Here is a 23,772-nt window from a genome sequence, read left to right on the forward strand (position 1 = left end):
CCTTAGTTGATGTAATTAATTCGGATTTTCCCATTTTATTGAATTATTTCCTGGTAAAGAAGCCGCTGTAATTTGCCGACCTATATCTGTCGCAAGTTACGGTGGTTTCTCATTTACAGCACTTTCCGGTGTAATGAGGTACATTATTGGCGGGCAAGATGCCCACCCCACAAGAGTTTCTTTATTATGATTTGTACCTCATAAGAATGAAATATGCTGTAAGTGCTTAAAATCTCTCTAGTCGGCCATCAATTTATTACCCTTAGTCAGATTCAGAGTGCAGAATTTTGTCAATATCATGAGCAGGAATTGCTAATTGAGGCTCAGGTATGAAAGCAGATATTTCTGTATTTTGGCACAAAGCCCAGGAAATGCTGAAAGGATTGATGGCTCTGTTACCTAATATAATTTTAGCGTTAATAGTCTTTACAATTTTTGTTCATATTGGCAGTGCAATTAAAAGATTAGTTAAACATTTAACTCGTCATTATCGCTATGCACGCAATTTAGGAATGGTATTGGGAAGATTGGCACAAGGTACTACTGTGTTAGTAGGATTATTCATATCTCTGTCAATAGTTATTCCCTCACTTAAAGCAGGAGATTTAGTACAATTATTAGGAATTAGTGGGGTAGCAATTGGTTTTGCTTTTCGAGATATTTTGCAAAACTTTTTAGCAGGTATTTTGATTTTATTAACAGAACCTTTTCAAATTAATGACCAAATTGTTTTTAAGGGTTTTGAAGGCACAGTCGAAAATATTCAAACAAGAGCAACAATCATTAAGACTTATGATGGTAGGAGAATTGTTATTCCTAATTCTGAGTTATTTACTAATGCTGTAACTGTCAATACTGCTTTTGAAAACCGCCGTTTAGAGTATGATATCGGAGTTGGTTATGGTGATGATATTGAATGGACAAAGCAGTTAATGATGGAAGTTTTACTTAGTTTAGATGTGGTTTTAAAAAATCCAGCACCTGATGTATTAGTAATGGAATTAGCTGAGAGTGCAGTTAAAATTCGTATTCGTTGGTGGATTAAACCACCTCGTAGGTCAGATGCTTTAGATGCAAGAGATAAGGTAATCTCAGCAATTAAACAAAAGTTATATGTAGAAAATGGTATAGATTTACCTTATCCAACCACACAAATTTTATTTCATGATCAAACAGAAGCAACAGACGGAGATAGATCCAGTCAAAGGGAGGGTTGGCCAGCAGAAAAAGCTCACATTTCCAAATCAATAAGTATTGGTCATGCTCAGAGAAAATTCATAGAAGTACAACATGATCATAACAAATTAGTTAACAGAAAAAATTATTTATAACATAAAGAATAGGTGATAGAATCTCTTGATTTTTCTCAAAATTGCTAAATTTCAAAGTATTTCTTTTGATTGATGAAAACATTAACTTAAAAGTAGAATATAGTGAAATCTTTATTCCTAAAATAGAGATTATTGCAATATGAAAAATATCAAACTAAACAAACTTTGGGATGCTCTACATTCTAGTTATTGGTTTTTACCAAGTGTGATGGTAACATTGGGCATCTGTTTGGTGATCATCATGTTATTTATTGATCATCAAGTCAACTTTAGCAGTATAGGTTTAATTTACTCTGGTGACGCAGAAGGAGCTAGAGGGGTATTATCTGTGATTGCTTCTTCAATGGTAAGTGTTACTGCTACAGCTTTTTCTATTACTATTGTCGCTCTCCAACTAGCATCCCGCAATTTTGGTCCCCGACTGTTGCGTAATTTTATGCGCGATACTGGTAATCAAATTGTTTTGGGTTCTTTCCTGTCTACTTTTATTTATTCCTTACTGATTCTTAGAAGTATTTACGACAAAGAAGATGATTTATTCATTCCCAATCTATCAATAACAGTCGGTATTTTATTGTCTCTTGTAAGTATTGGTGTGCTAATTTATTTTATTCATCATGCCTCGACTATTATTCAATCTTCTCATGTTTTAGAAAGTGTGAGCCAGGATTTATACGAATCTATTAATAGACTATTTCCTGAGAAAATTGGTCATGATCAAAAATATATTCAACATAACTCAATTAATAGTGATAGAGATATTAATATTGATTTTAATTCCCAATCTTTCCCTGTCACAGCTAATAAAAATGGTTATTTACAACTCATTGATGATGATAGATTGATCAAAATTGCTCGTGATTATCAAATAATTATTTATATTCAAGCTAAACCAGGAGAATTTATTATTAGTGATTCTGTATTAGCGGTGGTTTTTCCTGCTGATAAAGTAAATCATAAACTGAGTACAATAATTCAAAAGATTTTTATTTTAGGTAAAGAACGTACTAATCAACAAGATATAGAATTTCCGATTTTACAATTGGTGGAAATTGCCTTGCGTGCTATTTCTCCAGCTGTTAATGATCCATTCACAGCTATTTATGTGATTGATAGACTATGTGCGGGATTGTGCCAATTAGTACAAAGGGAATTTCCTTCAGCTTGTCGCTATGATCAGGATCATAAACTCCGAGTCATAGTTAAACCAGTTAGTTTTGCAAAATTGTTAAATGATGCTTTTGAGCAAATTCGGCAAAATTTACATTCCCAGACCGCAGTAACCATCCATTTGTTAGAAGCGATCGCCACTATAGCTAGTTTTACTCAAAATAGTCACTACCATGCACTGCTACGCCATCATGCTGATATGATCAAAAATAGTAGCCAAAAAAGTCTACCAGCATCGGAAGACTTTAAAAATGTGCAGCAATCTTATGATTGTGTAATCCAAACTCTATCAGAAAATTTGTGATTGTGGCGGACATCGAGTATGATGCAAGCTGTTTAACATATCAGTATGGTTGTTTCTATTTAGGGGCAGAAAAAATGAGGGTTTGGCTGGCTTGTTTCTTTGTATTATTTGCGTTAGCAGAATTTTTTGACTGGATTAAAGAATTATCCTTACCATTACCTATATATATATTAGGAGGAGCATTTTTAGCAGTTGCTTCCAACTATGATAAAATCGTTGGTTCTTATTTTAGTAATGTGACTGCGGAAATATTACCAGAAGTCCCAAACGAAGTCCCAAACATAGACTTATCAACTCAACCAAATCAAATTTCTACTTCAGTCCCTGTATCCAAATTAAATCCTGTAGCAGAAATTCCCCAATTACCACAGGAATAAGCAACAATATTATATACAATTGAAATTAACTAACTAATTAAATAACTGTAACTACCGTTTCAGTTTGCTGATATTAATCATACCAGGTTGCTACCATAGTACCGTGATTACTGGAGTTTTAGCAAAAATCCGTGCTGTACTGATTCGAGATAAAAGTTTCCGTCAAACTTTTAGCGTTCATAACTTGCTGTCAATAATGTTGATCAGTAGTTTAGGAGTGACAGCAGGAATATGGGGAGTAAGCAAATTTAAATGGTTGCAATTTGGCGAGTTAAGCATTTATGATCAAATGTTGCGATCGCGGCCTTCAGAACCAGTTGATCACAGAATTTTATTAGTCACAATTACTCAAGAGGATTTGAATAGGGAAACATGGCCTTTATCAGATCAAACTATTAATAAATTATTAGAAAAATTACAATCTTATCAACCCCGTGTTATCGGTGTAAACATTTATCGTCATGGACAAAAAAATTTAGCTCACAATTTATCAAATAAAGATCATATTATTGGTACTTGCTTATTAAGTAATATTGGTAGATCAGAAGTACATCCACCTGCTAATTTTCCCATGGAAAATATTGGTTTTGATGATGTGGTCACTGATAACGCTGTTGATCAAGTTATTCGACGTGGTTTATTATTTTCCGATTTAACAAACAAAGATATTAAATGTAAAACTCCATTTTCCTTTGCAGCTTTATTAGCAATTAATTATTTAGAACAACAAGGTTTTAAAGCTAGTTTTACTCAAAAAAAACAATTTAAAATAGGTGAAACAATATTTCCCAGGTTAGATAAAAATGCCGGAAGTTATCAAAATACAGATGCTGATGGCTATCAAATCCTGTTGAATTATCGTCATCCAAATCAATTAGTTAAACAAGTTACTCTCACAGAAGTTCTTACCAATAAAGTAAACCCTAATTGGATCCGCGATCACTTGGTAATTATCGGTACTACTGCGGTTAATATTCATCCTGGTTACTATACTCCCTATAGCAGTTTATCAGATCAACCTGTGAGAACGCCTCGCGTTTTTATTCATGCTCAAATAGCTAGTCAAATTATTAGTACAGTTCTTGATGGTAGACCCTTAATTTATTATTGGCCAGATTGGGCAGAATGGTCATTGATTTGGATTTTTGCCTTAATTGGTGCTTTTTTAGCATGGGAATGGCGGCATCCTCTAGTTTTAATTGTGATCGAAACTTTGATTTTATTGAGTCTGTTAGGAATTGCCGCAGGGTTATATTTACAAGGAACATGGATACCATTATTTACACCTGCTTTAGCTTTATTTGTTAGTAGCTTCTCTGTAATTGGTTATAGTAATTATCAAACTCAGAGACAGAATAAAGCTGTTCTTGATCAAGTTAAAAAACAAGAAGAAGCAATTGCTCAATTGAGCGTATTTTTAGAAGAAAAAACACAAATGCCTTCAGATTTTAATGAGTTTGATTTTTCGGAAATATCAATTTTAGAAAATGATAATTCTCTTTTAGCTGGACGGTTTAAAATTTATCAATCTCTTGGTTCTGGTGGTTTTGGTTGTACGTATTTAGCTACAGATATTCAAAAATATGGTAACCCTGATTGTGTTGTTAAACAATTAATGCCAGCCCGGAAAGATCCAAAATTTTTACAAGTTGCTCGCAGATTGTTTAATACTGAGGCGGAAATTTTAGCATTATTAGGTAAACATCCACAAATTCCTGAATTATTCGCCTATTTTGAAGAAAATAATGAATTTTATTTAGTGCAAGAATATATTAAAGGTAAAAATTTAAGTGAAGAATTGCCACCAAATACAGGTATTAAAAATGAAGCGGATGTTATAAAAATACTACAAGAAGTATTAGAAATCTTAGTATTTATCCACAGTCATAAAGTGATTCATCGGGATATTAAACCATCAAATATTATGAGATGTGCTGAAGATAATTGCCTAGTATTAATAGATTTTGGAGCAGTCAAATTAATTCAACCCAAAATAGATGAAAAAACGGAAGTAGCAACAGTAGCTATTGGAACAAGAGGTTATTCTCCACCAGAACAATTTGCAGGTCATCCCCGCATTGCCAGCGATATTTATGCTTTGGGGATGATAGCCATACAAGCTTTAACTGGTGTATTACCTAACGAGCTTTCAGCCGATCCAGAAACAGGTAATATTGTATGGCGACATCTCACTAATGTTAGCGATGAATTAGGAGCAATTATAGATAAAATGACCTGTTATCATTTTAGCGATCGCTATCAGTCCGCTACTTCTATTATTCAAGATTTACAATCATGAGTCAGAAGAGCGAGGAGTGGAAGGAAAAAGAATCAAGTTTTTCCCATTCCCTGTTCCCCAGCCTCACTGACAAGTTCTCAACTCAAATAGGATTGCTATATCATTGTGGCGGTTGGGACTTGGATCATCTTGAAATTTATTGATGCTAGAATCGGCCTGCGAGTTCAGGAAGAAACAGAAAACCAAAGTCTAGATATCAGCAATCACAAAAATCTTGTGGTGTGGGCATCTTGCCCGCCAAGAGTGTACGCATTAAGATTTAGAATTACAGGTGATGGGTAATAGGTAATGGGCTTATTTATCCTCTCCTGACTCCTGTACGGGCGAACGTTTGCCCCTCGCCCCTCCTGACTCCTAAACTTTTAGAACTCTTTAGAGCTTAACCGTGTCCACTTCTGCAAAACAATTTCCTATTTGGGGATTCTTCTTACTGGTGACAAACGGAATCTTGATGTTAGCCATCGTTTTGCTTGTCTTCCGGCAGCAAGCCCTCACGAATGAGTTAACAGCCAATCCTTCCCTACAACCAGTTAACTTCAACTCTGAAAGTAAATCCTTGATTCCAGAATTGGGACCTCGCCATAAACTGAATTATAAACAATGGCAAGATATCCTCAAACAAGAAGCTAAGGTAGCAGCCGAAAAATCACAAGAAAATTTAACTATACTAGCTGGAGATTCCCTGACTCTATGGTTTCCACCTGATTTACTACCAGAAGACAGAAACTGGCTAAATCAAGGAATATCTGGGGAAACAAGTCAAGGATTATTAAAAAGATTAGATTTTTTTGACAAAACTAAGCCAGAAATCATCCTAGTCATGATTGGTATCAATGATTTGATTCGTGGTACAGGAGATGGAGAAATTTTAGACAATCAACAACAAATAATTAGTTATTTACGCAGAAAACACCCAAACACCAAGATTTTTTTACAATCAATATTACCTCACGGCGCAGAAGAAGCCACTTGGGAAGGACGGGATAAACTTCTCGTTATTCCCAATAACCGCATCCGTAAGTTAAATCAAGAACTACAAAAAATAGCCGATCAACAAGGTATAGAATATCTCAACCTATACTCCTTGTTTAGCAATAAACAAGGTAATCTCCGGCGAGAATTTAGCACCGATGGTTTACACCTTAACCCCCAAGGTTACACCGTTTGGGGAACTGCCTTGCAAATTTATACCAAACCAAAAACAGTTAGTAACAAGCAAAATCCTGGACATAATAGAATCTAAAAGTTATGTCACCTCCTATCTTCTGGAAGGATTTTTCAGATTTTCTACCTCAATCGAGTCTTGGCAAGAGAAAATAAGAAATAGTGAATTTAGCAATCAAAACTCAATGGATACCAAAGCTTTTAAACGTAGCCTACAACATTCAGAAAATTACAACCGGAAAGGATTTGGGCATAAAGCCGAGGTGGCCACACAGTTACAATCTGAGTATCAAAGTAACTTAATCCAACAAATCCGCGATCGCAACTACACCTTCACACAAGGCAATGTTACCATCCGACTAGCCCAAGCATTTGGATTTTGTTGGGGTGTAGAGCGTGCAGTCGCCATGGCCTACGAAACCCGTAAGCATTTCCCCACGGAACGCATTTGGATCACCAATGAAATTATTCACAACCCCTCTGTGAATCAAAGAATGCAGGAAATGGATGTAAAATTTGTACCTGTAGAAGCAAACAACAAAGACTTTTCCGTTGTTGATCAAGGTGATGTAGTTATCCTCCCTGCCTTTGGTGCGAGTGTTCAAGAAATGCAGCTTTTACATGATAAAGGTTGTAAAATAGTTGACACAACTTGTCCCTGGGTTTCCAAAGTTTGGAACACAGTAGAAAAACACAAAAAAGGTGAATACACTTCAATTATTCACGGTAAGTACAAACATGAAGAAACCGTTGCCACCAGTTCCTTTGCAGGTAAATATCTAATTGTTGTGAATTTACAAGAAGCCGAATATGTGACTAACTATATTCTCAATGGTGGCAACCGTGAGGAATTTTTGACCAAGTTTGCTAAAGCTTTTTCTGCTGGATTTGATCCTGACAAAGATTTAGATAAAGTTGGCATTGCTAACCAGACAACCATGCTTAAAGATGACACCGAAAAAATCGGGAAACTCTTTGAGAAAACCATGATGCAGAAATATGGACCGATGGAATTAAATCAGCATTTTCAAAGTTTTAACACCATCTGCGATGCTACCCAAGAACGCCAAGATGCTATGTTAGAACTAGTAGAAGATCAGCTAGATTTAATGGTAGTAATTGGTGGTTTTAATTCTTCAAATACTACTCAACTACAACAGATTGCTTTTGATAGAAATATCCCTTCCTATCATATTGATAGTGTAGAGCGAATTTTATCCCGTAACGCCATTCAACATCGGCAATTAAACGGAGAATTAGTCATCTCAGAGGAATGGTTGCCATTAGGAGAAATAGTTATAGGCGTAACCTCTGGTGCTTCTACACCTGATAAAGTAGTCGAAGATATCATTGAGAAAATTTTTGCTCTCAAATCAGCTTCGTAATTTGTGATTTGTAATTCGTAATTTGTAATTCGTAAATTTAAAAAACATAGGATCAAGCTATGAGTGACTTTGATTGCCTATATTTTTGGTCATGGAACAATTACGAATTACGAATTCTAACCATGGAAAATAACAAAATATGAAAATTACTCAAACCCTTTTGTATCATTGCCTTGTGCCTGATTATTATCAAATTTTTAACGCCAATCTATCTACCAACTACTTGGCATTTTGGCAGATATTGAATTACTTAACTTGATATATTCCGTAAATTACCAAGATGTTTTTAATATTCATAGTGGAGACGGGTTTAACCCGTCTTTTTTATTTGTTATCAGATCATCCAATATCAGATTTTTGAATATTTGCATACATCCTTTGGGAAGATGCAGCCAAAAAACCATACAGGTTAAATTAGTGTGGGATGTTGTTATGCACTGGATTTATATTTAGGTTTGGTTAATCGCCAAACCTTTTTTATCTTGAGCCAGCAGGATTGATATTATATTCGTTAGGTTAGGCAACAAGTAAAAATTTATAAAACAACACCGATAGCTACTCAATCTCTTGACATCTAGACTGATTTAGCGGGGAACCAATGGTATTTTACCTGATCATGTTTGAGTAAGCTCTAAATAAAAAACTTTCTCAGATTTTCTACAAATACTGATGTATTTTCTAAATGAACATTATGACCAGCTTGATGAATTATTTGTATTTTAGCAGTTTCATTTATATGAGACATGACTTTATTAATGCGGATGAATTTTTCATCATATTCACCGACTAATAACAGCAAAGGTACTTGATTTTCTTTGAATTCATCCCACAAGGAAGATTGATATCCAGTACCCAAAAATTGTAGTGATTTACCCAGAAGTAGCGGATTATTTCCTAATCTATTTGCTAACATATTTTGATAACCTGGATGATTTTTGAGATTACCAAAAATTGCTTGATTGTACCAGTAATCTAAAAATAATTGAAACTCACCTGGATCAATCATTCTGATTAACTTGCGAGTGATTTGGTAATCTGTTTTAATCCGAGCTAATCTTTCAGCATTATTTTGTAATCCTGGTGATGCAGATTCTAGGATAACTTTAATAAATCTTTCCGGAAAATGTAAGGTGAGATAGAGTCCTAGTCTTCCTCCCATTGAATAACCTACTAAATAACACGTTTGAATTTCTAATTGGTCTAGTAAGTTAATGATACCTTGGGCGGTGTTTTCAATTTTATAGCATTCATCACCTGCTAAAACTTGAGTTTTACCATGTCCTGGTAAGTCTAGGGTCAAAAATGAAAAATCATTACCTAATAATTTGATGGGTTCATCGAATTCATATATATTTCCCATGAAACCATGTAAAAACAGAATTACTGGTTTATCTGGGTTGTTAACAAAAGAATAGTGAAAATCATAGGGTTGATATGATACGTCTACTGTTGATAAGTTCATGTATGTAAAATGAGTTTTGATGAGGATCTTAGTTTTTAAGATATTTTTAATCTATCTTAACTACAAGCAAAATCTAAGAATTTCATAATTAATTCTAGAAATTATTGCTTTCACCTCTTTTATTTTGGAAATCACCTATGGTGACTATTACTCGAACTAAGCTATATATAAATCTTATATTCTAGTTTGTATAACAAAATGATACTGATAGAATTAATGAACAAAAACTTTCTTAATTTTTCAATAAATTAGGATTATTAGAAAATACCACATAAGTTTAATTAAGTTTTGATAAAGTATGGCAAATTTGAGTGTTTTATCCGTAATTCTACGTCAACGTCGTCAAAAACTAGCAGAGTTAATTGATTTTCCTGCTGTTCTGTGGTCTGGAGGCAGTAATTCTCGGAACTTCCCCGCAAATACCTTTCCATTTCGTGCTAACAGTCATTTTCTCTATTTTGCGGGAATTCCCCTGCAAAACGCCGCCATTCGTCTGCAAGGGGGCAATCTGCAACTATTTATAGATGACCCTAAACCCAGTAGCGCCCTTTGGCATGGAGAAACCCCCAGTCGTGAAGAAATAGCGGCTAAAATCGGTGCGGATGATGCTAGACCCATGGCAGAATTAAATGATTTTATAGAAAATGTGGCCACTGTTCCGGTTCAAGATGCGGCTACTTGGACACAACAATCTCAATTATTAGATAGATGGATTTTACCGAAAAATCAACTTGAGGGGATTGATTTAGATTTAGCTAAGGCGATTATTTCTTTGCGTATAATCCACGATGAGATGGCATTGGCAGAATTACGTAAAGCTGCGGTAGTCAGTGTGGAAGCACATCAAGCGGGAATGGCTGCAACCAGGAAGGCAAAATTAGAAGCGGAAGTGCGTGCAGCCATGGAAGCAGTAATTATGGGTCAGAATATGACGACTGCTTATACCAGTATTGTGACTGTACACGGGGAAATTTTACATAATGGTCATTATTATCACTCTCTCCAACCAGGAGATTTATTATTAGCTGACGTGGGTGCGGAAACGGAGAGTGGTTGGGCGGCGGATATTACCCGGACTTGGCCTGTATCTGGGAAGTTTTCACCTACTCAGCGAGATATTTATGATCTTGTTTTAGCTGCCCATGATGCTTGTATTGAAAATATTTTCCCTGGTGTGGAATATGGGGATATTCATTTAATAGCAGCGATGGTAATTGCGGAAGGTTTAGTTGATTTGGGAATTTTGCGAGGAAAACCCGAAGACTTGGTAAAAATGGATCTTCATGCCTTATTTTTCCCCCACGGAATTGGCCATTTATTAGGTTTAGATGTCCATGATATGGAAGATTTAGGAGATTTGGCAGGATATGAGGAAGGTAGGAAAAGAAGCGATCGCTTTGGGTTAAGCTATTTACGGTTAAATCGTTCTTTAAAACCTGGAATGTTGGTGACAATTGAACCGGGATTTTATCAAGTTCCAGCAATTTTAAATAATCCTAAAACCCGTGATCAATATCAATATTTAGTTAACTGGGAACGTTTAGAACAGTTTGCAGATGTGCGGGGAATTAGAATTGAGAATGATGTGTTGGTGACAGAATCAGGGAGTGAGGTTTTAACTGCTGCTTTACCCACTCAAGCTGAGGAAATAGAAAATTTAGTTTAGAAATTATCAGTTAGGGGTTTAGCAAGGTTTGTAGTGAGGAATTTATTCTGATTTGAGGAGTCCTCACTACGCAATCATCTCAAGATTTTTGACATTACTTAATCTGCCTTGATTTATTCTCCTGCTTTTACATGACTTTTTCAGCCAGCCCTAATGAGGAATTTTCAGATAAAATTGATAATAACCAATCCAATAAAATAGATTAATGACAACTAATAAACCTGTACCTAAATAAGATTTTGTTTTGGGGAATAAAAAAACAGTTGCACCTAAAACTAATAAAATTTCTCCAAAGGCAGCAAGGTTTCCATAATGATTGACATCCCAATAGGAAACAGGACTAATAAAACGATAATTACTGAACGGGAAAAAATGACGATGTGCATCATTATTATGCACTGGTAAATCTAATAAAGAGTGCAATACCATACTGATAAAGCCAATTTTAATAATTTGCCAGTTAGCAAGATGGGAAATTAAAATACCCAGTAAAGCTAAAGGAATGGAATGAAAGATACTAACAATAAATTGCCAAAAAGGTTGATAATAAACCTCAGACCAAATTTGCTGTTCTGGTAAACGGTAAACAAACTTCATCAAAAAGTAGAACACAAATATGGGAACATCAGGAAGAACTGCACCGATGAGAATAGCTGGACTGGCTTGGTTGCGTAGTTGTTGATTGAAGATTACTAAATTGAGAATGGCATGACTGGGAGTATTCATTTTTCTTTCTTTGGCGCCAGATTGTTAGTTATACATTATTACTGAATTACTGAGGCATTATAAATGTTGAAATTACCAGATAATTTACCTAAGTTACCCGAAATTATTGATGATATGCCAAATATCTGTGGTTGGGAACAAGAAGTATTGACTGTAGTTAACCACGATGAACCTGTTTTTTTACCAACTACTAATCTGAAATTAGCAGATATTAATGCAGTATTTGCGATCGCTTTACATATGCACCAACCTACTATTCCAGCAGGAAATAATGGTTCATTGATCAGCAATTTGCAATATATGTTTGCACATCAGCAGGAAGGAGATAACCACAATGCTGCCCCTTTTGCTAATTGTTATAGTCGGATGGGAGACTTTATTCCTGAATTAGTTGCACAAGGTTGTAATCCCCGTGTGATGTTGGATTATTCTGGTAATCTTTTATGGGGACTGATACAAATGGGTAGAAGTGATATTATCAATAATCTCAAACGTATCACTTGCGATCCTACTTACCAGCCCTATGTAGAATGGTTGGGGACTATGTGGAGTCATGCTGTTATCCCTTCCACACCCATAGCAGATATTAAACTACACATTATCGCTTGGCAACATTATTTTGCCGCAATTTTTGGCTGGGAAGCATTAGCAAGGGTGAAAGGATTTTCCCCTCCAGAAATGCACTTACCAAACCATCCAGATACCTTATTTGCATTTATCAAAGCTTTGAAAGAATGTGGTTATCATTGGTTATTAGTCCAAGAACATACTGTAGAAACAATTAATGGTCAATCTTTAAATTATAAACATTTACCACATCGGTTAATCGCTCGCAATTCCCAAGGAGAAGAAATTAGTATTACTGCATTAATTAAAACCCAAGGTTCAGACACTAAATTAGTCGCCCAAATGCAACCATATTATGAAGCAAAAACTTTATCTAAACAAAAATTAGGTAATGTTGTCATACCGCCTATAGTTAGTCAAATAGGTGATGGTGAAAACGGTGGGGTGATGATGAATGAGTTTCCCAGCGGTTTCAAACAAGCTTGGGGGGATATGGTGCAAAATGGCGGGGGTAAAACTGGTGTTGTCGGTGTTTGCGGTACAGAATATTTAGAATTATTAGCAGCAGCAGGTTGTCAACCCGAAGACTTTCCCACCTGTCAAGCAGTTGGACAACATCAAATCTGGGCGCAAATTGCCGAAGATAATGATCAACCAGATGCTGTAGAAAATGCTATTCAAGAACTAAAAAAGAATCAACCCAATTTCCATATGGATGGGGGATCATGGACTAATCATATTAGTTGGGTGCAAGGATATGAAAATGTTTTATCTCCCATGTACAAATTGAGTAATTTATTTCATCATAAATTTGACGATTTATTATCTCATCAATCCCATGCAAATCTGACTCAACATAGTCAATACCGCCAACTTTTATTACATAATCTCCTATTACAAACTAGCTGTTTTCGCTATTGGGGACAAGGTATTTGGACAGATTATGCCCAGGAAATTTACCGAGGTGGAGAGCAATTACTTTGATTATTTGGCGTTGCTGATAGCCTGCGTTCAGCCATATTGAAGTATGAAATCAAAAAAATAAACAAATCAAACTTTTACTCTCTGCGACTCTGCGCCTCTGCGTGAAAAAAATCATACTCTGAATCAGCAATGCCAAATAATTTACCTTCTCACAACTACTTGAAAAGAATTCAAATATCCGACAATAGTTTTAGATAAATTTGCACGTTGTTTTTTAGAAACTATAGCCATGACTTGATATAATCTTCCTTCAGCTACATACATTCTATTGGTTGTTACTTTCCCTGATGAATCTACATATTGAATTTCCATGCCTGGATGACCATTAGAACTGCGAATATTTTTGGCACTAATTAAATTACTTTGAGTAACTTTTAAAGTATTTACCTTAGTATCATTCAATATTTTTTGAGGACTGGTCATTTTTGCGTAGCTGTAAGGAAATTCATTATATGTGACTAAATAGGCAACTTCCTGTTCTGGTGGTTGGGCTACAAATATTTCTAAATCTATTTCTCCCATCCGCGTTTTTTGGACTTGAGTATCTGTTTTTGGTCTTCCTGGCATTAAGACCTGAAAACTTTTATCGGGGGGAGTGAATACTTGCCATTTTGGTTGTACTACTTCCGATACAGGTGGTTTTTTGGGGGAGGATAGATGTTTTGCTTGTGTTGGTGCAGCCAAAATTAAGCCACTGCATAGTAAAGTAGCGGTGGTGAAAGGGAGTAAAAATTTGATAGTCATATTTGTAGCCTTCCCAGATAGAGAATTTACTGCTGATATTTATAACCTAGCGGCAGACAAAGCAGCACCTATTAATCCTACTTGTTGATTGAGAATTATGTGAACCGGTATTTCTTCTAGGAGAGAACGCATTCTGCCTTTTTGGGTAAAATTTAACATAAAGCTGCCATCTTCCATTAAAGGTAAAATTTTGGGGGCGATACCTCCAGCTATGTATAATCCACCATAGGGTAGGAGTTTTAGGGCTAAGTTACCGGCTTCTGCACCGTAAATTTCTATAAACAGTTGGATGGTTTGTTCGGAAAGGCGATCGCTTTTGGCTAAGGCTGCACTACCAATGGCTGCACCAGGATCAGCGGTTTTTTCGGCTCTACCGGCTTCTTGTTCCCAGGTTCTGATAATTTGGGCTATTTCTGGGTTTTCGCTGTCTATTTGGCGATCGCGTAAAAATTGATAAATGGATGTAATTCCTAAACCAGAAACTACCCGTTCTACAGAAACTCGCTGAATATCATGTCTATTTAACAGATATTTCAATAATTGAAATTCTAACTCATTGCGGGGCGCAAAGTCTGCGTGTCCACCTTCGGAGGGAAACACTTGATATTGGTGGCCTTGTTTAATTAAAAATCCTTGTCCTAAACCTGTTCCTGCACCAATTACAGCCATGGGTGCATCGCTTTGATGTTTACCAGTTTGTAATGTCAGTAAATCCTGTTTTGTTAACCCAAAAATACCATAACCAACGGCTGCAAAATCGTTAATCAGGGAAACAGCCGGGATGTTTAATTGTTGACATAATCTGGCTGTGTCTAAAAACCAGGCCAGGTTAGTTAATTTGGCGGTGTTGTTCACTACAGGCCCTGCGATCGCAAAACAGGCTTTTGCTGGTGTAGATGAATTGGCAGCGGCTAAAAATTTCTGTACTATTGGCACTAAATCAGGAAAATCTCCACTGCGGTAACTTTCCTCGTACAAGGTCTTTAAGGCAGAATTTTCGCCAGACTCCACCAGTCTTAAAATCGTTTTCGTGCCGCCGATATCTCCTGCTAATAGTAATGTCATAAAATTTATCAGTTAGTTAATTGCCGGGTAATTTGTCAATCCCTAAATTCAGAGATTTACACAAATCTTACTACTTCTTCTGTTGTCGTCAAATGAGAAGTATCTCCTTTTAGTTCTAGCAACCATTGGGATTCTTGACGCACAATTTTCACTAAAGAACATAATGTGGCTTTAACTTCATCTTTAGCTTGATCTCCGACAAATCCCATTGCTGCACCCAACACAGAAGCACCATGGGCGACTAAAAGAATATCATTTGGCCAGTATTCCGCAGCTAAACACCTAGCAGTTTGGGCAGAACGGTATCTCACTTGTTCGTGAGTTTCCGGATATTTAGCAGCTATCTGGGCTGTATAACCTGTATCTATTCTGGGAAATAATGCTTTTAATTCTGGGGTGGAGAGTCTTTCCGGTTCGTCTGTCATCCACTCTGGGTTTAACCATTCACTTAAACCAGTTTCTAGTCTAATGTCTAAATCTAATGCTTCGGCGACGGCGTTAGCTGTTTGTACTGTTCTTAAAAATGGAGAGGCAAAAATATGTTTGATGTTTTCTGTTTTTAGTCTTTGTGCTAATTGTTGTGCCTGGATAAACCCATCATCTGACAATGGTGGATCATAGCGTTTTTCGGCTGTGAGAAACCAGTCAGGGTTCACAAAATCAAGGCGGTTGGCGTGTCTGGCGATCCAAATTATTTGACTCATGGGAGAAATTATACAGATGTTAATGTAAAGAACTTTGACGAGTTCCCAATTTAATATACTCTTGCGTAGGACTAATGTTAATGCTGATTACGTATTTTTTCCATTTATTTGAGAGTTGGCATCTGTTTATCTTACCTGAGTTGATAGTGGTAGAGTATAGTTCCAAAAAACATAGACAAATATCTCATGCCTTTCATTATTTTTCTAATTTTATCTGACATTCCGCACTAAAAAATTATCCTGCCCACAACTTTTTTGAGAACGTCTTAAAATCTCTGCACTACAAATACTAGCTTTACCATCTTTGGAATAACAAAAAAATACTTCTTTGAGAAATCTACCAGAATCAGAACAATAGGGAGCAATACCATTAACTGTAAATTGTTTGTTAGAACTGATAAAGGCAGTTTTAAAATCTTGAATGGTAGTACGAAATGGTTTTTTTGGGACTTGATAAGCTGAAGGAATATTTAGAGAATGTTTTAAATTTCTACTTAATGTTAAATATTCTCTAGGTTTTTGACCTGTACAAGTTCCATGTTTTTTCCATTCATGATCAAAAAGTCGTTCATTGGGGAATAAACCTGTAAACTTTTGTTTCAGTAATGGGGGTAATTTTTCAGTGGAACAGTTAGCGGGATAACCTTTTTTGTATTGTGGCCAAAGTCCATGTAGCACAAAACCATATTTTTTTCCTATTCCGCATTGTTGTGTATCGCGTTTTCCATTTCTGGCACAATGATCAGGAGACCAGGATAATGTTAAAACATAAAAATCAAATTTACCAGGAGTATCGGGAGTCTGTGCGATCGCATGATCTGTTATTGGTACGGTAATTAGTAATAAGGAAGATGCAGCTACAAGATTTTTTATTGACAAATTCATAGCTAATTATTCTGATCCTAAAAGTCTTTTAAGTTACTATACTCTATTTATGCCATCAATAAAAGACCAATACACAGATCCCCTACTTATTTGGGAAGTTGAGGATCTCAATCCCTGAACAATGTAAACTACATTTACAGTAATTCAGGAGGACTAAATAAAGTTGGACAAGTTATTAAAAATATCAAACTTGATTGATATCTGCACAGAGAGGATCGGCCGTTGGACAAGTTGGTTAGTTTTGGTAATGGTGATTCTGGGTGTGTGGAATGTGACAGGTAGATACTTAAGTAGATTAATTGGTAACAATCTTACCTCTAACGCTTACATAGAATCCCAATGGTATATCTTTGATTTGGTTTTTCTCTTAGGTGCAGCTTACACCCTCAAACATAATGAACACGTGCGAGTAGATATATTTTATAGTAATTTATCTGGCAAAAAAAAGGCGATCGCCGACCTATTTGGGACAGTATTTTTTCTGATTCCATTTTGCATTATGGTAATTATTTTTTCTTGGGATGCCATTATCGCATCTTGGCAAACTTGGGAAATATCACCAGATCCCGGCGGTTTACCCCGCTACCCCATTAAAACTATGATCATTGTTTCCTTTGTCATGTTAATTATTCAAGGCATTTCCGAAGCGATTAAAAACATAGCTATCATCACCAACAGATTACCAGCGGAGGAAAACCATGACCTATGATTATGAATGGTTAGGGCCTGTGATGTTTATTGGGGCTTTAGTTTTATTATCTTTAGGTTATCCTGTCGCCTTTTCCCTGGGTGGTGTAGCCATTATCTTTGCTATTCTTGGCGTTACTTTGGATGTTTTTGATCCCATATTTCTCACAGCCATGCCGCAGCGGATATTTGGCATCATGGCCAATTATACCCTGTTAGCTATTCCCTACTTTATCTTTATGGGTTCAATGTTAGAGAAATCTGGCATTGCCGAAAGACTTTTAGAAACAATGGGAATTTTGTTAGGACGCTTGCGGGGTGGACTAGCTTTAGCAGTGGTGTTGGTAGGTGCATTATTAGCAGCAACTACAGGTGTGGTAGCGGCCACGGTGGTAGCGATGGGTTTAATTTCCTTACCGATTATGCTCCGCTATGGTTACAACAAACAACTAGCTACCGGTGTGATTGCTGCTTCCGGGACTTTGGGGCAAATTATCCCCCCTAGTGTGGTATTGGTGGTCTTAGCTGACCAGTTAGGAATATCTGTGGGTGACTTATTCATCGGGTCAGTTATTCCTGGTTTAATGATGACTGCGGCCTTTGCCCTTCATGTATTAATTGTTTCATTTATTAAACCTGAACTTGCCCCGGCTTTACCTCCAGAAGTAAGGAATATTGGCAGAAAAGCCTTAACTAAGCGGATTTTTCAGGTGATGTTACCACCACTGTTTTTGATTTTATTAGTTTTAGGAAGTATCTTTTTTGGCATTGCTACCCCCACAGAAGCCGGTGCGGTGGGATGTGCGGGTGCGATGATTTTAGCTGCTTTTAACGGTGAATTAAACTTAGCATCTCTGCGTCAAGTCTGTGATAACACTTTAAGAATTACCTCCATGGTAATTTTTATTCTCTTAGGTTCTACCGCTTTTAGTTTAGTATTTCGGGGTTTAGAAGGGGATCAATTTATGTTTGATATTCTTTCTAATTTACCTGGAGGTGAGGTAGGATTTTTAGCGATTAGCATGATCACAGTGTTGATATTAGGCTTTTTTATTGACTTCTTTGAAATCGCTTTTATCATTGTGCCTTTGTTTGTTCCCGTTGCCCAAACTTTAAATATTGATTTAGTTTGGTATGGGGTGATTTTGGGGGCAAATTTACAAACTTCTTTCCTTACTCCTCCCTTTGGTTTTGCTTTGTTTTATCTGCGCGGTGTTGCTCCTCCAGAGGTAACAACTGGGGATATTTATAAAGGGGTAATTCCGTTTATTTTATTGCAATTATTGGTGGTGATTTTGATTGTTATCTTCCCAGGAATTGTGAGTTTTCTACCTTCTTTGGGAGGTTAATAAAATTTTTAATTTTATATGATCGAGAACGAGAAAATCAACTAGGTTATGGCTTAAAAAGAGTGGCTAAAAACTCATTAAACAGATACCAGAAACAGAAGCCCTATTTAAAGAAGTTAATCGCATCAATCAGCAAGCGGATGATGACTCAACAAAATTGAGAATTTCTGTTTGGTTGAGAAAATTATCATACAGGAGTTAAACTTACACAACAAGCAATGGCGCAAATCGAAGAGCAGATTTACCGTTTATCAACTTTGAAAAAATGGTTCGTTGAAATCTTGTGTCGAAGTGACTGAAATTTTGGGTTATTTTTTGTTGTAACACTCTAATTTAAGATAAATACAATGTACGAACAAATTTCTCACTCATTGTTAAATTCAATACTGGATGATTTAAAGCCGGAAATTCGTCGGCAAGATTTACGGCATTTTTATACCCGTCTTGGAGCGAATTTTTACGCTATTCATTCGCTATTTTCTACTCTGTACGGGCATCGTGATGATTTTAAACTGCAAATGTTGCGGCTAGTTGAAACAATGGCGAAAGGCTACATTGATCGTTCTCCAGAGTTAGAGCGGTTGGATATTCAACGTGAGCAAGACCACAATTGGTTTTTGTCGCAAAAATGGGTAGGGATGGCGCTTTATTCCAACGGTTTTGCCGAAAACCTGGCAGATTTAGAAAATAAAATCGGCTATTTTCAAGAGCTAGGCATCAATATGGTGCATATTATGCCGATTTTGAGGTGTCCTAATGGTCAAAGTGATGGGGGCTATGCCATCAGTGATTTTAGGCAAATTGACGAGCGCGTTGGTGATTTAGAAGATATTCGCCAAATTTCTAAGGAGTTCAGAAAGCGTGATATTTTGCTGGTTCTGGACATTGTGCTTAATCATACTTCTGACGAACATGAATGGGCGCAAAAGGCGAAGATGGGCGATCGCAGTTTTCAAGATTACTACTATATTTTTGAAAACCGAGAAATCCCTGATCTGTTTGAGCAAACTATGCCAGAAGTTTTCCCTGAGACAGATCCGAGCAATTTTACTTGGAATGCTGAGATGGAAAAATGGGTGATGACGGTTTTCCATAATTATCAATGGGATTTAAATTACAGCAATCCCAGAGTTTTTATTGAAATGCTCGACATTATTATGTTTTGGGCAAATCAAGGCGTGGATGTTCTCCGACTCGATGCTGTAGCGTTTTTATGGAAAAAGATCGGTACTTCTTGCCAAAACGAGCGCAACGCACATTTAATTTTGCAGTTAATGAAAGATTGTTGTCAGGTGAGTGCGCCCGGTGTGTTGTTTATAGCTGAAGCAATCGTTGCTCCTGTGGAAGTAATTAAGTATTTCGGCGAAGATGCGATCGCCGCCAAAGAATGTGAGATTGCTTATAATGCTACTTTAATGGCTTTAATATGGGATGGAATCGCCACTAAAAACACTAAGCTACTCTACCAAGGCATCAAAAATTTGCCTAATAAATTAGAACGTGCTACTTGGCTAAACTATGTGCGTTGTCATGATGACATTGGTTTGGGTTTTGACGATAGTGATATTCGTGCAGCAGGTTATGAACCAAGAGCGCATAGAAAGTTTTTAGTTGATTACTTAAGCGGTCAGTTTGATGGATCTTCATCTAAGGGAATGGTGTTCATGCCTAATGAAGCTACGGGAGATGCGCGTATCTGTGGTTCACTAGCTTCTTTAGCGGGATTAGAGTCGGCGCTGGAAACTGCTGATGAGGATTTGATTGCCCTGGCAATTAATAGAATTTTATTAATGCACGCAATTATTCTATCTTTTGGAGGAATCCCTCTAATTTATAATGGTGATGCGATCGCTGTACTCAATGATTACAGCTATATTGATGACCCAAGCAAAAGTAATGACAATCGCTGGGTACACCGCCCTAAAATTAATTGGGAAAAAGCCGACTTACGCAAACAACAAGGCACATTAGAACACACAGTATTCAACGCTACAAAAAAAATGATTGCCATTCGTAAAGAAATCTCTGCGTTTGCTGATTTCAATAACCGCGAATTGGTACATCTAGACAATGAACACTTGGTATGTTTTGTTCGTTTCAATCATCAACGTCCATCAGAAAAAGTGCTAGTCATTGCCAACTTTGATGTAAATCCGCAAGACTTGGATTTGGAGTCACTTAGAACTATGGGCTTCAATATTTATAGTAATTTTGTTGATTTATATAGTGGTATGAAACCAGAGCAATCTGATAGTCGCATTACTGTACAAGGATATCAATTTTATTGGCTCACAGAGACATAAAAAGCTTCAATCGTTAGGAAAAAATCGGGGTCAAGCGCGGCATCAATTTTTTGCATGGCTTGATCTCGTTTCCAATCTCAGACTGGGAATGCCATCAAGAGGTTCTACCTCTACTTTAATATAAGGCAGAGCCTTTTTGATTTCATTCCCATAAAGAGTATGGGAACGAGAAAAACACACCCTACAATACGTAAACCTTTATATTGTTTTATTATACTCAAACCGGTTAGGAAACTTACTTATTCTTGACGGAAAAACTAGGTTCTAACCCTATCTTTGTTGATGGGGAGACCTTTGAAGAGGGGTTAAATTTTCAGCCATTAGCGAAAATTATGTGCGAAAATTGTCAACACAGGTGTGAGGAATTAAGATGACAGATAAAAATTGGCAAGATGAAGAATTATGGATTATCACTGCAAGTACATCAGAAAGTACCTCAAAGGACGGTATGAAAGGTGTGACAGGTGGTAATCCTTATATCAACCCTAGTAATATAGATACGGATAAAGAAATAAAAGATAGTCGCATCAAAGCCGGCACGTTAGCGGTGCAAATGTCCCAGTTTGTGGGAGTTGTGAACAATTTGTTTAGTCATGTGCAAAAACAGGTAAAACCCCAGTCTGAACTAGCACTGGATGAAATTACCCTCACTGTAGAAATTACTGGTGAAGGGGAAATTAAATTATTGGGTACTGGTGTTAAAGCTGCGGGTAAAGGTGCGATAGAGTTAAAATTTAAGCGTTCATCCCCAGAAAATCAAAACTAATCGCAAGATGGCGAAAAACTGCGCTGTTGTCATTGGCATTAACGAATATGACGAAATTCAAGCCCTTAACTATGCAAAAAGCGATGCCGAAAAGGTGCGAGATTATTTTTTACATGGTTTGGGTGTACATCCAGACCATTTATACTTCTTTTCCGATGACTCACCACGCAACAATGCTGGACGCAAAACCCAACCAACTTACGGTACATTACACAGTTTCTTAAATGATCGCTTTGCACAACCTTTTTTAGAACCTGGGGATACTCTGTGGTTTTATTTTAGCGGTCATGGAATGCCCCACGCAGGACGAGATTATCTCTTACCCATAGATGGCAACCCCCGCACTGTCCCCAATTTAGCTATCCCTATCAATTACATCACCGAACGTTTACGGGGTAGTGGTGCGGATAATATTGTATTGTTTATTGATGCCTGTCGTAGCACTGGTGAAAAAAGCGCAGGTTTAGGAATTGGAGAAGAAAAACAGCAAGGTGTAATTACCTTTTATTCCTGTAGTCCCAGTCAAGTTTCCTATGAAATTGAGGAAATTCAACAAGGGGCTTTTACTTATGTTTTACTTAATGGGTTGAAAATTCAAGGTGAAAGCAACTGTGCAACTGTTGAAAGACTATATAACCATCTCCGTCATCAAGTTCCCCAAGTCACCCTCAAACATAAAAATTATTCTCAGACTCCCTATGCAGCCATAGAACCAGCCACCAAGCTGCATTATATTTTATTACCTAAATTTGCTAACCAAAGTGATGTTGATGTTCTCAAAAAAGATGCCTTGAATGCTGAATTTGTAATCAAAGATTTTTCTCTTGCACGTCTATACTGGAGGCGCGTCATAGCAGCAGTAGGAGATGATGATGAAGCATTGGACGCAATTGTACGATTACGTAACCAGCAGTCTCAGCATCCTCCTGAAAAGACTGGAAACCCATCCCAACCAGGAATTAAACAACCAGCACCACCAAAAAACCTAGAAGTGATAGATTTAGGACAAGGCAAAACCCTGGAACTGGTACGCATACCAACAGGGAAGTTTACGATGGGAATGCCCCCGGAAGAACGCCAAATAGCCCTAGAAAATGCTGTTAAATACGGTTTGGATAAAGACAAAGTTGCAGAATACTTAGACTGGTCTACTCCACAGCATGAGGTGTATCTGCAAGAGTTCTGGATAGGGAAATATGCTGTTACCAATGCCCAATGGCAAGCCGTGATGAAAACTAAGCCATCTGAAAAATATGACAGCAAATTTCAGGGTGATATGCAGCCCGTGGTGGGGGTTTCCTGGCACGAAGCACGGGCATTTTGTGAAAAGCTATCTGAACAAACAAAACGGGCTGTGAGATTGCCCACAGAGGCAGAATGGGAATATGCCTGTCGTGCTGGAACAACTACACCCTTTGCCTTTGGCAACACTATCACAACAGATCAAGTCAACTATAACGGCAATTATCCTTATGCTGATACTCCCAAGGGTAAATATCGAGAATGTACTGGAAATGTGGATAGTTTCACCCCTAATGACTGGGGTTTATATCAAATGCACGGTAATGTCTGGGAATGGTGTTTGGATGAATTTCACGATAGCTATAGCGAAAAACCAGCGCGTTTAAAAAGCAATGGTAATGAAGTTTGGGGAGAATTAAATGTAAGTGAAGAAAATAATTTCGCTTATGTATGTCGGGGCGGTTCTTGGTACAACTATGCTATCAATTGCCGTTCGGCGACTCGTCACAGGATCCTCGCGCGTAATCGAGACAATGATCTCGGTTTTCGTGTTGTGTTCGGGTCTTCCTCGCCAGGACTTTCTTAGCCCTTT

At 37.1% G+C, this 23,772-nt stretch carries 19 protein-coding genes and 1 pseudogene; 14 read left to right on the forward strand and 6 right to left on the reverse strand.

What is annotated here, in order from left to right; translation table 11 throughout:
* Positions 1–329: 329 nt before the first annotated feature.
* From WJM97_RS00505 to WJM97_RS00535, 7 genes and pseudogenes are all read left to right on the forward strand, one after another.
* The gene (locus WJM97_RS00505; protein WP_353931130.1) at positions 330–1,331 is read left to right on the forward strand and encodes a mechanosensitive ion channel family protein; all 1,002 of its coding nucleotides are present in this window, start codon (positions 330–332) and stop codon (positions 1,329–1,331) included.
* Positions 1,332–1,470: 139 nt separating this feature from the next.
* Complete coding sequence (locus tag WJM97_RS00510) at positions 1,471–2,805, forward strand: DUF2254 domain-containing protein (RefSeq protein WP_353931131.1); 1,335 nt, start codon at positions 1,471–1,473, stop codon at positions 2,803–2,805.
* 74 nt (positions 2,806–2,879) lie between these two features.
* A complete protein-coding gene (locus tag WJM97_RS00515) occupies positions 2,880–3,182 on the forward strand; it encodes a hypothetical protein (protein WP_353933250.1) in 303 nt (100 codons plus the stop codon).
* 103 nt (positions 3,183–3,285) lie between these two features.
* The gene (locus WJM97_RS00520) at positions 3,286–5,481 is read left to right on the forward strand and encodes a CHASE2 domain-containing serine/threonine-protein kinase (protein WP_353931132.1); all 2,196 of its coding nucleotides are present in this window, start codon (positions 3,286–3,288) and stop codon (positions 5,479–5,481) included.
* Between the two features lie 96 nt (positions 5,482–5,577).
* Positions 5,578–5,763 (forward strand): annotated as a pseudogene (locus tag WJM97_RS00525) (hypothetical protein); the annotation flags it as partial.
* Positions 5,764–5,866: 103 nt separating this feature from the next.
* Entirely contained in the window at positions 5,867–6,724 is an 858-nt protein-coding gene (locus tag WJM97_RS00530; RefSeq protein WP_353931133.1) for an SGNH/GDSL hydrolase family protein, read from the forward strand.
* Positions 6,725–6,830: 106 nt separating this feature from the next.
* Positions 6,831–8,030 carry a 4-hydroxy-3-methylbut-2-enyl diphosphate reductase gene (locus tag WJM97_RS00535; RefSeq protein WP_353931134.1) on the forward strand — a complete coding sequence of 400 codons (1,200 nt, stop codon included), beginning with the start codon at positions 6,831–6,833 and terminating at the stop codon, positions 8,028–8,030.
* Between the two features lie 631 nt (positions 8,031–8,661).
* On the opposite strand, the gene menH is transcribed toward WJM97_RS00535, so the two are convergent.
* Positions 8,662–9,492 carry a 2-succinyl-6-hydroxy-2,4-cyclohexadiene-1-carboxylate synthase gene (gene menH, locus WJM97_RS00540; RefSeq protein ID WP_353931135.1) on the reverse strand — a complete coding sequence of 277 codons (831 nt, stop codon included), beginning with the start codon at positions 9,490–9,492 and terminating at the stop codon, positions 8,662–8,664.
* A 298-nt stretch (positions 9,493–9,790) separates the two neighbouring features.
* Here menH and WJM97_RS00545 point away from each other — a divergent pair, with 298 nt between their 5' ends.
* Positions 9,791–11,158 carry an aminopeptidase P family protein gene (locus tag WJM97_RS00545; RefSeq protein ID WP_353931136.1) on the forward strand — a complete coding sequence of 456 codons (1,368 nt, stop codon included), beginning with the start codon at positions 9,791–9,793 and terminating at the stop codon, positions 11,156–11,158.
* A gap of 150 nt (positions 11,159–11,308) precedes the next feature.
* Here the strand turns inward: WJM97_RS00545 and WJM97_RS00550 are convergent, their stop codons facing one another.
* On the reverse strand, positions 11,309–11,884 hold the full coding sequence (locus WJM97_RS00550; RefSeq protein WP_353931137.1) for a hypothetical protein: 576 nt from the start codon (positions 11,882–11,884) through the stop codon (positions 11,309–11,311).
* A gap of 63 nt (positions 11,885–11,947) precedes the next feature.
* On the opposite strand from WJM97_RS00550, the gene WJM97_RS00555 reads away from it, so the two are divergent.
* Complete coding sequence (locus WJM97_RS00555) at positions 11,948–13,435, forward strand: glycosyl hydrolase family 57 (RefSeq protein ID WP_353931138.1); 1,488 nt, start codon at positions 11,948–11,950, stop codon at positions 13,433–13,435.
* A gap of 141 nt (positions 13,436–13,576) precedes the next feature.
* Here WJM97_RS00555 and WJM97_RS00560 read toward each other — a convergent pair whose 3' ends face one another.
* The 4 genes from WJM97_RS00560 to WJM97_RS00575 all read right to left on the reverse strand — a co-directional run bounded on the left by WJM97_RS00560 (position 13,577) and on the right by WJM97_RS00575 (position 16,833).
* Positions 13,577–14,179: a hypothetical protein gene (locus WJM97_RS00560; RefSeq protein WP_353931139.1), complete on the reverse strand. Its 603-nt coding sequence runs from the start codon at positions 14,177–14,179 to the stop codon at positions 13,577–13,579.
* Between the two features lie 39 nt (positions 14,180–14,218).
* Positions 14,219–15,244: a glucokinase gene (locus WJM97_RS00565; protein ID WP_353931140.1), complete on the reverse strand. Its 1,026-nt coding sequence runs from the start codon at positions 15,242–15,244 to the stop codon at positions 14,219–14,221.
* 56 nt (positions 15,245–15,300) lie between these two features.
* Entirely contained in the window at positions 15,301–15,948 is a 648-nt protein-coding gene (locus WJM97_RS00570; protein WP_353931141.1) for a histidine phosphatase family protein, read from the reverse strand.
* A gap of 210 nt (positions 15,949–16,158) precedes the next feature.
* Entirely contained in the window at positions 16,159–16,833 is a 675-nt protein-coding gene (locus WJM97_RS00575; RefSeq protein ID WP_353931142.1) for a ribonuclease, read from the reverse strand.
* Between the two features lie 163 nt (positions 16,834–16,996).
* Here WJM97_RS00575 and WJM97_RS00580 point away from each other — a divergent pair, with 163 nt between their 5' ends.
* The 5 genes from WJM97_RS00580 (at position 16,997) to WJM97_RS00600 (ending at position 23,766) form a co-directional block, all read left to right on the forward strand.
* Entirely contained in the window at positions 16,997–17,542 is a 546-nt protein-coding gene (locus WJM97_RS00580; RefSeq protein ID WP_353931143.1) for a TRAP transporter small permease subunit, read from the forward strand.
* Positions 17,532–18,869 carry a TRAP transporter large permease subunit gene (locus WJM97_RS00585; protein WP_353931144.1) on the forward strand — a complete coding sequence of 446 codons (1,338 nt, stop codon included), beginning with the start codon at positions 17,532–17,534 and terminating at the stop codon, positions 18,867–18,869. The genes WJM97_RS00580 and WJM97_RS00585 overlap by 11 nt, the downstream gene beginning before the upstream one ends.
* Before the next feature lie 347 nt (positions 18,870–19,216).
* Positions 19,217–21,172: an alpha-amylase family glycosyl hydrolase gene (locus WJM97_RS00590; protein WP_353931145.1), complete on the forward strand. Its 1,956-nt coding sequence runs from the start codon at positions 19,217–19,219 to the stop codon at positions 21,170–21,172.
* Positions 21,173–21,542: 370 nt separating this feature from the next.
* Positions 21,543–21,938, forward strand: coding sequence for a hypothetical protein (locus WJM97_RS00595; RefSeq protein ID WP_353931146.1), 396 nt, complete (start codon positions 21,543–21,545; stop codon positions 21,936–21,938).
* Between the two features lie 7 nt (positions 21,939–21,945).
* A complete protein-coding gene (locus WJM97_RS00600; RefSeq protein ID WP_353931147.1) occupies positions 21,946–23,766 on the forward strand; it encodes an SUMF1/EgtB/PvdO family nonheme iron enzyme in 1,821 nt (606 codons plus the stop codon).
* Positions 23,767–23,772: the final 6 nt, after the last annotated feature.

This window comes from Okeanomitos corallinicola TIOX110 (genome assembly GCF_038050375.1).
GTDB classification, from domain to species: Bacteria; Cyanobacteriota; Cyanobacteriia; order Cyanobacteriales; family Nostocaceae; genus Okeanomitos; species Okeanomitos corallinicola.

What these genes read in the sequence shown, in the direction of transcription:
- WJM97_RS00570 (WP_353931141.1), bottom strand. Translation starts at nt 15,948, where the DNA reads ATGAGTCAAATAATTTGGATCGCCAGACACGCCAACCGCCTTGATTTT.
- WJM97_RS00505 (WP_353931130.1), top strand. Translation starts at nt 330, where the DNA reads ATGAAAGCAGATATTTCTGTATTTTGGCACAAAGCCCAGGAAATGCTG.
- WJM97_RS00565 (WP_353931140.1), bottom strand. Translation starts at nt 15,244, where the DNA reads ATGACATTACTATTAGCAGGAGATATCGGCGGCACGAAAACGATTTTA.
- WJM97_RS00600 (WP_353931147.1), top strand. Translation starts at nt 21,946, where the DNA reads ATGGCGAAAAACTGCGCTGTTGTCATTGGCATTAACGAATATGACGAA.
- WJM97_RS00575 (WP_353931142.1), bottom strand. Translation starts at nt 16,833, where the DNA reads ATGAATTTGTCAATAAAAAATCTTGTAGCTGCATCTTCCTTATTACTA.
- WJM97_RS00595 (WP_353931146.1), top strand. Translation starts at nt 21,543, where the DNA reads ATGACAGATAAAAATTGGCAAGATGAAGAATTATGGATTATCACTGCA.
- WJM97_RS00585 (WP_353931144.1), top strand. Translation starts at nt 17,532, where the DNA reads ATGACCTATGATTATGAATGGTTAGGGCCTGTGATGTTTATTGGGGCT.
- WJM97_RS00590 (WP_353931145.1), top strand. Translation starts at nt 19,217, where the DNA reads ATGTACGAACAAATTTCTCACTCATTGTTAAATTCAATACTGGATGAT.
- menH (WP_353931135.1), bottom strand. Translation starts at nt 9,492, where the DNA reads ATGAACTTATCAACAGTAGACGTATCATATCAACCCTATGATTTTCAC.
- WJM97_RS00535 (WP_353931134.1), top strand. Translation starts at nt 6,831, where the DNA reads ATGGATACCAAAGCTTTTAAACGTAGCCTACAACATTCAGAAAATTAC.
- WJM97_RS00545 (WP_353931136.1), top strand. Translation starts at nt 9,791, where the DNA reads ATGGCAAATTTGAGTGTTTTATCCGTAATTCTACGTCAACGTCGTCAA.
- WJM97_RS00550 (WP_353931137.1), bottom strand. Translation starts at nt 11,884, where the DNA reads ATGAATACTCCCAGTCATGCCATTCTCAATTTAGTAATCTTCAATCAA.
- WJM97_RS00515 (WP_353933250.1), top strand. Translation starts at nt 2,880, where the DNA reads ATGAGGGTTTGGCTGGCTTGTTTCTTTGTATTATTTGCGTTAGCAGAA.
- WJM97_RS00510 (WP_353931131.1), top strand. Translation starts at nt 1,471, where the DNA reads ATGAAAAATATCAAACTAAACAAACTTTGGGATGCTCTACATTCTAGT.
- WJM97_RS00560 (WP_353931139.1), bottom strand. Translation starts at nt 14,179, where the DNA reads ATGACTATCAAATTTTTACTCCCTTTCACCACCGCTACTTTACTATGC.
- WJM97_RS00555 (WP_353931138.1), top strand. Translation starts at nt 11,948, where the DNA reads ATGTTGAAATTACCAGATAATTTACCTAAGTTACCCGAAATTATTGAT.